This is a genomic window from Lacihabitans lacunae, assembly GCF_042649125.1.
Classification (GTDB): domain Bacteria; phylum Bacteroidota; class Bacteroidia; order Cytophagales; family Spirosomataceae; genus Leadbetterella; species Leadbetterella lacunae.
Map to the genome: position 1 here is coordinate 3,842,552 of NZ_JBHRYQ010000001.1, position 12,589 is coordinate 3,855,140.

9 protein-coding genes are annotated in these 12,589 nt (G+C 39.5%); 5 read left to right on the forward strand and 4 right to left on the reverse strand.

Annotated features, from left to right (window positions below; translation table 11 throughout):
* Positions 1–39: 39 nt before the first annotated feature.
* From ACFOOI_RS16540 to ACFOOI_RS16550, 3 genes are all read left to right on the forward strand, one after another.
* Entirely contained in the window at positions 40–561 is a 522-nt protein-coding gene (locus ACFOOI_RS16540) for a putative polyvalent protein kinase domain-containing protein (RefSeq protein ID WP_379839137.1), read from the forward strand.
* Positions 562–599: 38 nt separating this feature from the next.
* Complete coding sequence (locus ACFOOI_RS16545) at positions 600–2,105, forward strand: FGGY family carbohydrate kinase (RefSeq protein WP_379839138.1); 1,506 nt, start codon at positions 600–602, stop codon at positions 2,103–2,105.
* Positions 2,106–2,590: 485 nt separating this feature from the next.
* Positions 2,591–5,794, forward strand: a complete 3,204-nt coding sequence (locus ACFOOI_RS16550; protein WP_379839139.1) for a S41 family peptidase — start codon at positions 2,591–2,593, stop codon at positions 5,792–5,794.
* Positions 5,795–5,935: 141 nt separating this feature from the next.
* Here the strand turns inward: ACFOOI_RS16550 and ACFOOI_RS16555 are convergent, their stop codons facing one another.
* From ACFOOI_RS16555 to ACFOOI_RS16565, 3 genes are all read right to left on the reverse strand, one after another.
* The gene (locus ACFOOI_RS16555; RefSeq protein WP_379839140.1) at positions 5,936–6,688 is read right to left on the reverse strand and encodes a 3-hydroxyacyl-CoA dehydrogenase; all 753 of its coding nucleotides are present in this window, start codon (positions 6,686–6,688) and stop codon (positions 5,936–5,938) included.
* Positions 6,689–6,761: 73 nt separating this feature from the next.
* Positions 6,762–7,286, reverse strand: coding sequence for a DUF3237 domain-containing protein (locus ACFOOI_RS16560; RefSeq protein WP_379839141.1), 525 nt, complete (start codon positions 7,284–7,286; stop codon positions 6,762–6,764).
* 165 nt (positions 7,287–7,451) lie between these two features.
* Positions 7,452–8,750 (reverse strand): DEAD/DEAH box helicase, encoded by a 1,299-nt coding sequence (locus tag ACFOOI_RS16565; protein WP_379839142.1) that lies wholly within the window; start codon positions 8,748–8,750, stop codon positions 7,452–7,454.
* Between the two features lie 176 nt (positions 8,751–8,926).
* On the opposite strand from ACFOOI_RS16565, the gene ACFOOI_RS16570 reads away from it, so the two are divergent.
* Together ACFOOI_RS16570 and ACFOOI_RS16575 are read left to right on the forward strand one after the other, a co-directional pair.
* Positions 8,927–9,661: an SIMPL domain-containing protein gene (locus ACFOOI_RS16570; RefSeq protein WP_379839143.1), complete on the forward strand. Its 735-nt coding sequence runs from the start codon at positions 8,927–8,929 to the stop codon at positions 9,659–9,661.
* A 61-nt stretch (positions 9,662–9,722) separates the two neighbouring features.
* Positions 9,723–11,006: an Hsp70 family protein gene (locus ACFOOI_RS16575; RefSeq protein WP_379839144.1), complete on the forward strand. Its 1,284-nt coding sequence runs from the start codon at positions 9,723–9,725 to the stop codon at positions 11,004–11,006.
* A gap of 35 nt (positions 11,007–11,041) precedes the next feature.
* Here the strand turns inward: ACFOOI_RS16575 and ACFOOI_RS16580 are convergent, their stop codons facing one another.
* Complete coding sequence (locus ACFOOI_RS16580) at positions 11,042–12,577, reverse strand: M61 family metallopeptidase (protein WP_379839145.1); 1,536 nt, start codon at positions 12,575–12,577, stop codon at positions 11,042–11,044.
* Positions 12,578–12,589 lie beyond the last annotated feature (12 nt).

Below are 12,589 nucleotides of genomic sequence, written 5' to 3' on the forward strand. Positions count from 1 at the left end.
TTTTATAATTAATGAATTAAGTGTAATTTTAGTGAAAATTTGAAAAATGAATTACAAAATATCATTTCAGGAAAGAGTTCGGTTGTCTATGGAGCTCTTATCCAAACAGTCGCCCGTGAGCTTGAAAGAAGCTGTAATGCAAGCAAATTGGATAAAGAAAACGAGCACTTCAAAAAACAAGAAACAGAAATCTTAGTTGAGTTAATTGACAAAGAACAACTTTGGATATCAGACCTCAATTTAGATAACTATGTGTCTAAAGGAGCGGAGCAGCGGGTCTATCTGAAAGACGGCAAAACAGTTCAAAAACTCAACGATTCAATTTACTACGCTTCATGGCAAGATTATTTTCATAATCTTCTTTTAAATAATTTCTTTTTTGCTGACACAGCCTATCGTCTAGATGGTTTTTATAAAGATGCGGATGTGGTATTCGCTGTTGTTAGTCAGTCATTTATAAAAGCCACAGAGCCAACAAAACTCGAAAATTTATTAACGGAAAATGGAGTTTTGCGTTTTATAGATACAGTCTTTTATTTAGACAAAACCTTTTGGAATTAAATCATAGATACTCAAAGAGTAAAATAATCTTTTTAAAAATGAAATTCGTTCTCTCAATAGACCAAGGTACTAGTAGCACAAAAACTGTGATTTTTGATGAAGGCGGCAATGCGGTAGTGAAAGGCCATGTAAACTTGCACACCGATTACTTTGATAATGGATTTGTGGAGCAAAACCCAGAAGGCATTTACCAAAACGTATTGGATTCGGTAGCCAAATGTTTAGAAAACTTTGTAAGTGTTGATTACAACATTTCAGACATAGTTTCCTGCGGGATAAGCAACCAACGCGAAACCTTTATACTTTGGGATAAAGCCGGAAATCATTTGGCTCCTGCCGTAGTTTGGGCTTGCAAAAGATCTACCACTATCTGCAAGGAGTTGATTGATAAAGGGCAAAATGAAATCATAAAAAACAATACGGGACTTTTAATTGACCCTTATTTTTCTGCAACGAAACTACTTTGGTTATTGCAAAACGAAGACGGCCTGAAAGAAAAACTAGATAATGGAGAAGTGTTTTTCGGAACTGTGGATACTTGGATTTTGTATAAAATGACCAAAGGGAAGTCTTTCAAAACAGACTATACCAATGCCCATAGAACCTTACTTTTCAATATCAATACCTTAACGTGGGACAATGATATTTTGAAAATGTGGGGTTTAGAAAAGTTAAACCTACCAGAAGTTTGTGCCTCAAGTTCAGATTTCGGTGTTTGGGATGTAAGCGAAGCATTCCCAAGTTTATCATTCATTAAGCAAAATTCATCAATACCTGTAACGTCTCTAATAGGTGATTCGCACGCGGCCGCATTTGGCGAAGCATGTTTTGATGCTGGAACCGCTAAGGTTACCTTGGGGACAGGCTCGTCTATAATGATGAACATCGGCAAAAAGCCTGTGAAATCAAAAGCAGGAATGTTGACTACCATCTGTTGGAGTACGGAAGAAACCGTAGCATACGCATTAGAAGGAGCAATAGTAGCTTGCGGCTCTACAATAGAATGGATAAAAAATGAGTTAGGGTTCTTTAAAGAAGTTTCAGAAACAGAGGCCATGGCCAATGCAGTTACAGACAATGGCGGCGTGTATCTAATACCCGCATTTAGCGGACTAGGAGCCCCACACTGGCAAATGAACCGTAAGGCATCCATAGAAGGAATGACTTTCGGAACTTCTAAAAATCATATTGTAAGAGCAGCTTTAGAAAGCATCCCTTACCAAATCAAAGACGTGGTAAATGCCATGGGTGCAGATATGGGTGGAGACCTAAAAAGCATCGCTGTAAACGGTGGTTTAACCAAAAATCAGTTTGTGATGCGTTTTCTGGTAGATTTATTGGGTATTCCATTACAGAAACAATCAGATGCTGATATTTCAGCATTAGGTGCGGCCTATCTTTCGGGTCTAAAAAGTGGCGTATTTGCCAGCATTGAGGCTTTGAAAGAATTGAACAACAGTAGAACTGAGAAAATTGAGCCCGATTTGGATAACGAAAAAGTGAAAGAGTTCTATCACAAATGGCAAGAGATTATTAAAGGATAGGTAGTTTTTATAATATTCCAGGAAGGCTTTAAACTGAGAGTTTATATTACTTATTATCCCCAAAAAATTGCTTTTAAGCAAAAAAATGAAACTATTTTAAAGGTGTTTTTTTATAAATGCCAATAAAATAGTTTTACTTGTTTTTAAGCAGGCTTTTAAACTCCTTTCTCACACCGTTTCCCCGCGTCGGGGATAGAAGCGGCATCCTTTTTTTGGCTGACGAAGTCGTTAAAAAAAGATATAGCGGATAGCCCCTTAAGACGCCCAAATCTCTTTTAAGTTTATTCTTTAGCACCTAATCTTTGTATTTGGTCGCCAAATTTAAATTTAACATCCATTCCTTTAAGCCACTAGGTCTTTTAATAGTAAATTGTGACTGACAGTAGTTATTTTTACCTACTTTTTAAGTTATTTGAGAAGTGTAAATTATCTATTAGTCAACACTTTATAAAAACTAACTATTTCTTGAATTAAAACTCATCAACATGAAAAAAACCTTAACACTTTTAATGTGTTTTGTAGGCTTTCAGACATTTAGTCAATCGACACTTTTGTTGCGACAGCCAGCCATTAGCCCCGATGGAAACGTAACGGCGTTTTCGTATCAAGGCGATATCTGGACGGTGCCAACTGCAGGCGGTCGTGCAAACAGACTAACCATTCACGAGGCTTATGAAACCAGTCCCGTTTTTAGTCCTGATGGAAAGCAAATAGCTTTTACAGGGGCACGTTTTGGCAACAATGATATTTTTGTAATGCCTGTTACTGGCGGTATGCCGCAGCGTCTTACTTTTCATTCGGCTTCTGATGTTATCTCCAGTTGGACCCAAGCCAATCAGATTTTGTTTTCGACCACCAGGGAGTTTCGTCAGGTGGAGCGACCTGCCGAAATATATAGTATCAATCCGGCAGGCGGAACCGAAAGTCGCGTGCTTGATGCTTTAGGGTTTGATCCCATTTACTCAGCAGATGGCAGGTATTTGGCTTTTGTGAGAGGCGATATTAACCCTGTGGCCAGACAAGACTACACGGGTAGTTCTGATAGGGATATTTGGATTTATGACACTCAGAAAAAAACGTACCATGAAATAGAGGGTTTCGCTACCAATGATATTTCACCACAGTTTGGTCCTGATAACACCTTGTATTTTTTGAGTAGTATTGAAGGGGCCTATAACCTGTACAGCCTAAGTTTAAAGTCGGGTTTAAGCAATATGCCCAAGCCTACCAAAATCACCAATTTCAAAGACGAATCTATTCGTGCATTTAGTTTAGCAGGCAATGGTAAGAGTTTAGTTTTTGAGAAAGATGTACATTTATATCACATGGTTTTGGGTTCTGCAGCCAAGGTGATTGACGTTCAAATAAACGCTGACGACCGCTTTGATGCTTTTGAAAACAAAACGTATAGTTCAAATGCCGGCGATTTGGCGATTTCACCAAATGGCAAATTGATGGCTTTTGGAGTTAGAGGAGAGATTTTCGTGAAGGAAGTAGACAAAGAGGCGAGTAGAAGCATTAATGTCTCGGAGCATGCTTTTCGTGACCTAGAGCCCGTGTTTTTAAATGACAGCACCTTGCTTTTCACCAGCGACAGAGCCAAAGACAATTTTGATATATACTTACTTAGTTCGGCTGATACTAAGCAGCCTAATATTTTTAAGTCGCTAAAGCACAGTTTAAAGAAAATCACAAATACATCGAGTGATGAAAGTCAACTTACGGTATCGCCTGATAGAAAAAAAATAGCATATGTGAGAGGAAGAGGCACTATGGTGGTAGCGGATATAGATGCAAACGGTACACTGAGCAACGAGAAAATCATAAACGATACTTGGGACTCACCAAACGGTATGGCTTGGAGCCCAGATAGCAAGTGGCTCGCCTATGCTTTGAGCGATTTATATTTTAATCAGGAAATATTTATTCAGGCGGCAGACAATAGTACCAAAGCAGTAAATGTGAGTATGCACCCTCGGTCTGACAGCCGCCCAACTTGGAGCCCCGATGGCTCTAAACTGGCTTTTATAAGCGGCCGAAGTGCAAGCAGAAGTGACGATGTTTATTTTGTGTGGCTCAAAAAAGCCGATTACGAAAAAGTAAGCCAAGACTGGCAAGAAAAAGATAAGCCCGAAGAGGCGGATGCCGCTAAAAAAGGCAAAGAGAAAGCCGAAGTAAAGCCAATAGAAATTGATTTTGATAAAATTTACGAGCGAGTAGTTCAAGTCACGAGTTTTCCGGGAGATGAGAGCAATATCGTAATCTCAAAAGATGGTGAAACGTTTTATTATACTACCACCAGTAGCAACGCCAAAGGCCGCGATTTGTACAGCATCAAGTGGGATGGTAAGGGGCTAAAAGAAATTACCAAAGGAGGTACCAACCCGAGCAACGTTTTTGCTGATAATGAGGCTAAATATCTCTATTATACCAAGTCGGGTTCGTTTGCTCGGATAGATCTAAAAACAAGTAGTTCTGAATCGCTTCCTTTTGCTGCCAAAATGAAGATTGACTTTACTGCCGAGCGTACACAAGTGTATGAAGAGGCATGGAGAACTATCAATAATGGTTTTTATGACCCAAATTTCCACGGTAAAAATTGGAAAAAGCTGCATGACAAATACTTGGATCGCTGCATAAATGCGAGTACGAGTCAAGACTTTAGAGATATGTTTAACCTTCTTTTAGGAGAACTTAACTCAAGTCACATGGGATTAAGCGTGACCGACCGCTCTGAAACTCAAAACCAGTCAACAGGTCTAATAGGAGCCGAGCTAAAACCTGAAAAAGATGGAATGCGTGTAGTGCATGTGGTGCCCGAAACACCAGCCGACAGAGCCACTAGCAAACTGATGGAAGGCGACAAGATTTTGAAAGTTAATGATATTCAAGTTAGTCAGGCTGATAATTTTTACGAAAAGCTAAATGACCTCGTAAACGAAAAGGTTATTTTGACTGTAGAAGGAGCAGATAAAACACAACGCGAGGTGATTATTAGACTAACGGCAAACATTTCTAATAATTTGTATAGCGAATGGGTTGAAAACCGCAAGAAAATAGTAGACCAACTTTCAAAAGGTCGCTTGGGATATATTCACATCAAAGGCATGGATTTTGCGAGTTTTGAAGTGGTGGAGCGAGAGTTTATGGCGGCTGGCTATGGCAAAGATGGCTTGGTGATAGATGTTCGCTACAATGGCGGGGGCTCTACTACCGACTACCTCATGACTATCTTAAACTATAAGCAACATGCCTACACCATACCTCGTGGTGCGTCAGAAAATTTAGAGAAAGACAAACTGAAGTTTAGGGAGTATTACCCGATCGGCGAGCGACTTGTTTATGCCGCTTGGACCAAGCCTTCCATCGCACTTTGCAACGAAGGCAGCTACTCAAACGCAGAGATATTTTCGCATGCCTACAAGCACCTCGGCATAGGTAAGTTGGTAGGTTTGCCTACAAACGGTTCTGTGATTTCCACGGGCGGCAAAGGCCTCATGGACGGTTCGTTTATTCGTCTCCCTGGCCGTGGGTGGTTTACAAAAGCAACCGATAAAAATCAAGAATTAGGGCCAGCCATTCCTGACATTTTGGTTGAAAATACACCGGATTGGTTAGCCACAGGTCAAGACAATCAACTAAAAGTAGCGGTCGAAGAATTGCTAAAAGACATAGATTTAAAGAAGTAAATTCTTTAGGACTTTAAATGAAACCCCAAAGTCAAGCTGTAATTGGTTGGCTTTGGGGTTTGTTGGTTTTGGCTGAGAGAAGTAATCTCTTTAGGTCAGGAAATAATGGGTTAATTTTTTATTCAAAAAAGTCCTCATACCTCACTTTGCACCCATACGAATGGCTCCATCTAGTCTGATTACTTCGCCGTTAAGCATTGAGTTTTGAATGATATGGATGACTAAGGCTGCAAATTCCGCTGGTTTTCCTAATCTAGGCGGAAAGGGTACTTGTTTACCTAATGAGTCTTGTGCTTCTTGAGGCAAACCTGCCAACAATGGCGTCTCGAAAATACCCGGTGCTATAGCCATAACCCTAACCCCCATTCTCGCAAATTCTCTTGCGATTGGTAATGTCATAGACACTATTCCGCCTTTTGAGGCTGCATATGCGGCTTGTCCTATTTGGCCGTCGTAAGCTGCCACTGAGGCCGTGTTTATTATTATTCCTCTTTCGCCACCTTCGTCAGGGGCATTATTCTGAATCTCGTTTGCCGCTAGTCGGATCACATTAAAGGTGCCCACTAAGTTGATATCCACTACTTTTTTGAAAAAATCTAAATCGTGAGGACCTTCTTTGCCTACTACTCTTTTTGGTGGGCCAATGCCCGCACAGTTTACTACGCCGTCTATTTTACCAAACTTGGCAATCGTTTGAGCAATAGCAGCCTGAACTTCCTCCTCAGACCGAACATCCGTTTTACAAAATAAAAGGCTTTCAGATGGGGTAATGTCAGATTCGTTAAGGTCTAAAACAGCTACTTTGGCTTCATTTTCTAAAAGGAGAGTTGCCGTGGCTTTTCCCAGCCCAGAAGCACCGCCAGTTACAATAAATACTTTTTGGTTGATTTTCATATGGTTTTGTTGTTGATGTTATTCAAAAATAAGGCATAAAAGATGAAATTAGAAATACATACTTAAGTAAGAATCACAAAACTTGCCAAACGAATAAGCTTACGTCTTTGGGGTTTTTAACACCTTGGCAAATAAATACGGCGTTGTTCATCCAGTAATATTTTCCTTCGGGAGCTTCTATTTTTAGTCTTCCTTTAAAATAATATTCAGACGCTAAAACCACTTCGCCTTTTGCTAAACGTGCGGCTACCTCGGGTTTGGCTACGCGTATACTCTCGTTTTTGAGGTAAAGTATTACGCCGTCTTCTGTCACCATTTGAGAAAGTGCCTCTATTTCGGCAGTGCCGTCTTTACGTATTAATTGCCAGTCTGAACCTCCTGCCAATACTTTTCCGTTTAGTTTTGGTCCTGAGGCAGTACCGTCCACGATAGGCACTATTCGCCTTAAACCTGTTGGTGTTTGGCCGACAGTATGTGCGGGGTCTAAGACAAATTTAAATTCAGTAATATAGGCTAACTCTGGAGTAGGTGGCAGAGAGTTTTGGCCAAAAGTGACGATAGCTACCAAAAAGGATATTAAAAGCAAAGTGTATTTCATATAGACTTTCAGATTTTGTTTTTCAAAACCAAAAGTTACAAAATCTACCGCTTTTTTTTTAAATAACTTTAAAGAAAAGCACTACGTTAAATTCTGAATCTAAGTTGAAACTGTGAGCATTTCTAAGAAACTCCAAGCATTCAACAGTCCAAGACGAATGAAATATTACCTCGCCAACTCAATCTTCATTTTTCTGCCTTTAATCTTTTCGTTATCTATGTTTTTCAAAAAACCGGGAATAGCTTTATTTTTAATAGCCACATACGAAGCAAAATCTTTGACCTCAATCTTACCAATTTGGTCTTTTTCTAATTTTCCTTTCTGAATACAAAAACCAACAATATCCATTTTGCTGATTTTGTCTTTTTTTCCACCACTAAAATACACCGTGTCCCATTCTTCAGCGGCCGGTAAAAGGTGGTTGTTTTCTATCACAAATTCTTTCGGGAGGTCTTTGATATATGGAGGAGTATTCCCTTTTAAATCCACAAAAAAGTAAGCAGTACCTGTAGCGTTCATTCGGGCTGTTCGTCCGTTTCTATGTACAAACTCTTGTTCGTGATGTGGTAAAGCGTAGTGAATCACGTGCTCTACTTCGGGTATGTCAAGTCCCCTTGCCGCAAGGTCCGTACTTATCAAATATCTACTACTTCCGTTTCTAAATCGTATCAGAGCTTTTTCGCGTTCCATTTGCTCTATTTTACCATGAAAAATAGAAGAGTTGATGCCCTTTTTTTGCATCGCGTTTGCTAGTTCTTCAACTTCGTCTCTGAGGTTGCAGAAAATTAAGGTAGGCGAAGCCGAAATTTGCCCCAAAAGGCTTACCAAAGCTTTGGTTTTTTCTTGTGTTCTAATATATCTAAAACTGATATTTTGAGCTAAAACTTTCGCCTCTATATAATCTAGTGTAGTAAGTTTATTTACAGTAACAAAATCAGGAATGGCGATACGCTGGGTAGCTGATACAAATATGCGTTTGGTTACATTCGGAAGGTTCGTGAAAATGTATTGCATTTGCTCCTGAAAACCCATTTCTAAGGACTTGTCGAACTCATCAAAAATAAGCGTATGAACCTCTGAGCCATCAAATGTACGGCGGGTAAAATGATCCGCTATTCTGCCAGGAGTACCTACCAAAAGGGTGGGAGGCTCCGAAAGGCTGTTAGTCTCTACTTCCATGCTGTGGCCGCCATAGAATGCATTTACTTTGTGTTCAACACTGATTTTTTTCCAAACAGACTCAATCTGAAGCGAAAGTTCACGGGTAGGCACCAACACAATCACCTGCACTTTGCCAGTTTCGGGTTTAAGTAGCTTTAATAATGGCAATAAAAAAGCCAAAGTTTTGCCCGAGCCAGTTGGCGAAAGCAATAAGGTGTCGCCATCAGCTTCTATACTTTTGATGGCTTCAATTTGCATTTCGTTCAATTCCGTAACTCCGAGGTTCTGTAAGGTTTTTTCCATGCACAAAGTTACCCTTATATTTTGGCATGATTATAATATTTTTAAAAATCAAAATGAATTCAAAGTTTAGTCTATGTATAAGGCTACGTTTCTACAAAATCGTGACTTAAAGATTTACAATGCTTTAACATCAATTATCAGGTTTTAATAGTATGTTTATTGAAAAAATATCAGCCATGACAAAAAACAATCTTACCGCCCTCATTATTGGGGTTTCTGTGTTGCTATCTTCGCTTTTTTTAGGGTATAGTTTTGTGAATAGAAACAAAAAAGAAAATACCATAAGTGTAACTGGTCTAGGCAAAAAAGACTTTACGTCAGATTTGATTGTGTGGACGGGTTATTTTTCAAAGAAAAACTATAACCTAAAGTCTGCATACGCCGAGTTAGACAAAGACCGCGAAGCTCTCAAAACGTATTTGATAAACAAAGGAATTGACGAAAAGGCGATTGTCTTTAGTTCGGTTTTAATAAATAAAGATTTTGAATCATATTTTGACCCGCAAACGCAACGTACCACAAATACATTTACGGGTTATACACTTACTCAAAATTTAAACATTGAAAGCCGCGAAGTAGACAAAATAGAAGGGGTTTCAAGAAAAATATCTGAGGTAATAAGTTCGGGTGTGGAGTTTTATTCAAATGCTCCGGAGTACTATTACACCAAGCTAGCCGAACTGAAACAAAGCATGATAGCCCAAGGAACACAGGATGCAAAAGAACGTGCCGAAAAAATTGCGGAAAATGCCGGAACTAGCTTGGGTGGCCTAAAAAAGGCCGTAATGGGGGTTTTTCAAATTACCGGACAAAATTCGTCGGAAGAATATTCGTGGGGAGGGTCGTTTAATACACTTTCAAAAAACAAGACAGCTACCATCACTATCAAGCTAGATTATGAAATAGATTGAGTATATTTGCAACCCGTTTTTCAAAACTGAGGTTACAACGTCTCGCTATTTTATTTTTTTAATGCCTAATTATATTTACGGTATCGACTTCGGTACTTCCAATTCTGCACTTGCTATTTTAGACCAAGATTCGCAGCAAATTCTGAAATTGTTCACTGCACCTTCGCTTTTGTTTTTTAAAGAAATGGGTAGCAAACCTGAGGCTCCTACTGTGGCTATTGGCGACGCTGCCATAGATCAATACGTAGAAAACAGGATGCACGGTCGATTCATGAAATCGATCAAAAAAGTGCTGCCAAATAAGAGTTTTTTAGATACCAGAATTGGTGGAAACAGATACCGGGCAGAAGATTTAGTGGTTTTAATTTTGAGCCACCTTATCACACAAGCCGATGAGTTTTTAGGTCAAAGTGTTAAAAAAGCTGTGATAGGCAGGCCCGTAGTGTTTGATGAAAATCCAGAAAAGGATCAATTGGCCCAGGAGCGTTTGGGCAGAGCTGCAAAAATGGCAGGACTGGAAGAGTTTTATTTTCAGATGGAGCCTATTGGAGCTGCTTATACCTACCAAAGACAAATATCAAAACCTGAGCTTGTATTGGTGGCTGACTTTGGCGGTGGTACTTCTGATTTTTCGCTTATGAGGCTTCATCCGGCGGCCGAGAGCCAAACCAACGAAGACATGCTGGCCCAAGGTGGTATTTATATCGGTGGCGATAGTTTTGACTCCGATATCATGTGGCACAAAGGCACGCCGCATTTTGGAAGAGGCGTAAAGGAAGAGTTTACTCCCGGTAAGCCCATAGACCTGCCACTTAACTATTTCCTGAATATTTGTTCGTGGGAAAGAATGAACTTTCTTGATACGCTTCGTATGCGTTTGAGCATTGCGAAATCGTATCAGTTTTCCAAACAAGACTACCGCGTTAAAAACTTACAGACACTCATTGATAAAAACCTCGGGTACACGTTTTTTAAACAAATAGAGCAAGCCAAAATAGAGTTAGGTAGCCAAGACACAACGTTTTTGGATTACAATCAGCACGAAATAGAGATTCACGAGGAAATACAAGCAGAAGAATTTGAGCACGATATCATAGTTGATAACTTGAGCAAAATCAAAGACTACTTAAATGAGTTTTTGGAGAAAAATAACTTTAAGGCAGAAGATATAGACGTAGTGTTTATGACCGGAGGAACCTCACAAGTTAGGCCTCTGAAAAACCATTTCATTTATACATTTGGAGAGGCTAAAGTCACTTCAGGCGATAACTTTAACTCCGTGGCTATGGGACTTGCGTTTAGCTTTGACCTTTTGGCCCAAAAACAAAAAGAGGAAGTGATTTAATTCACTTCCCCCTTTATTACTGATTTAAAATTTCATTATCTAGGCAAGTTAACCGACCAGGCATCAAACAGCATTTTCTCATTCTCAGTTGGATTGGCCTTTTTCTTAATCACAATATTTTTGTCCGAAACTCGGGTATATTCTAAACCTATTTTTCCTAGGTATTCGGCATGAGGCAAAGCTTCGTTTGCTATAATATACTTATCCGTAAAATCTTTGATTTCAGGATACGTCATAGCGGCTAAATCGTCAAAAAACGTTTTTTCGTTAAATGGATTTCCTTTGCCATATTTTTGTACAAGGTTAAGTAAGGTTTCTCTCAAGCCTATTTTTCCGCCCGAAAGCTCCAAAAGTCTAATGTCTAAATATGACGCTACCAACGAACCTTTGTAGTAGATGTTTCCATATTGCTTGGCTCCTTCGCCACCGTCAAAAGACTCGTCTGCAATTCTTTTTAGGCTCCAATCAGGGCTAAAATACAGCTCATTGATAAGTATTTTTTGTTTGATTCCGTTTGCTATGTAGTTTTCAAAAGTGGTTACGCCACCTCTATAAAGTTGCATGTGAGACGCCCACTCGGTTACGCCTTCGTAAAGCCATAGGTGCTGTGATGGTGTTGGCTTTTCGAAATTAAAATGCTCGATTATTTCAGAGTGAATATTAAGCGGTGTCACGATGTGAAAAAACTCGTGTGAGGCAATGTCAACTACAGACTTAAGAAACGCTTTGTTAGGCTCGCCTTCGCCCAATACGTACTCAGAGCTATATGAATGCTCCCAAGCACCTGTTACGCCGCTCGGGTTTTGAAGGAAATAATACAAAAACGTGTAGTTGTCTACCGGTAGTTTCACCAAAAACTTCTCTGCAGACTCAAGCATTTGTTTCATTTCTCCCAAAAGCATTTCAGAGTTTAGTTTTCCTTTTTCTGAATAAGTAAAAATACGAATCGGAGTATCGGCTATTTTGGTTTCGGCCATGGTTAATTTACCGCTCAATATGGGAGAATCAACCAGTTCGTCAAAAGATGTAGCTGTGTAATAGCCATCTTTTAGTTTAAGAGCAGAACCGGTGGTCCAGTCTGCCTTTCCTAGTATTTTTATGCCTACCGGATTGCTCTGCATACCTTTAAAATACCCACCAAGTGTATGGGCGTTTATAAGTGTATGGTCATTTTCAATCGAACTTCCGGCCATCATATATATTGGCAGTTCCGTCAGTTTGGTATCGAATGTTTCGGCTACCTTATAGGTCAGTGACTTAACTTTTTTTGGCTTACTGATTTTGTATTGGTTTATGTCCACAAGTTCTACTTTGAGAGCTTTCCCTCTTTTGTCTAAAGCTTTAAAATCGCTCACTAGTCTACCGATATTCATGGTTTGGTAGGTGCCTGGAGCGGTAGAAGGAAACTGAAAAATGGCATTTGCTTTTTTTAGTTTTTTGGGCGGAGTGGCTTTTACATAAAACGTATCCATGTTTTGGGTTACGTCTACATCAAAGTGCATGATATCTTGGCCAAAACTAAAGAGTGAGCCCAAGCACAATAGAGAAAAAGGAATTAATTTTTTAAGCATATTTGGTTTTTA

Coding starts and splice junctions, on each gene's coding strand:
- ACFOOI_RS16545 (WP_379839138.1), top strand. CDS start 600: ATGAAATTCGTTCTCTCAATAGACCAAGGTACTAGTAGCACAAAAACT.
- ACFOOI_RS16550 (WP_379839139.1), top strand. CDS start 2,591: ATGAAAAAAACCTTAACACTTTTAATGTGTTTTGTAGGCTTTCAGACA.
- ACFOOI_RS16555 (WP_379839140.1), bottom strand. CDS start 6,688: ATGAAAATCAACCAAAAAGTATTTATTGTAACTGGCGGTGCTTCTGGG.
- ACFOOI_RS16560 (WP_379839141.1), bottom strand. CDS start 7,286: ATGAAATACACTTTGCTTTTAATATCCTTTTTGGTAGCTATCGTCACT.
- ACFOOI_RS16565 (WP_379839142.1), bottom strand. CDS start 8,750: ATGGAAAAAACCTTACAGAACCTCGGAGTTACGGAATTGAACGAAATG.
- ACFOOI_RS16570 (WP_379839143.1), top strand. CDS start 8,927: ATGACAAAAAACAATCTTACCGCCCTCATTATTGGGGTTTCTGTGTTG.
- ACFOOI_RS16575 (WP_379839144.1), top strand. CDS start 9,723: ATGCCTAATTATATTTACGGTATCGACTTCGGTACTTCCAATTCTGCA.
- ACFOOI_RS16580 (WP_379839145.1), bottom strand. CDS start 12,577: ATGCTTAAAAAATTAATTCCTTTTTCTCTATTGTGCTTGGGCTCACTC.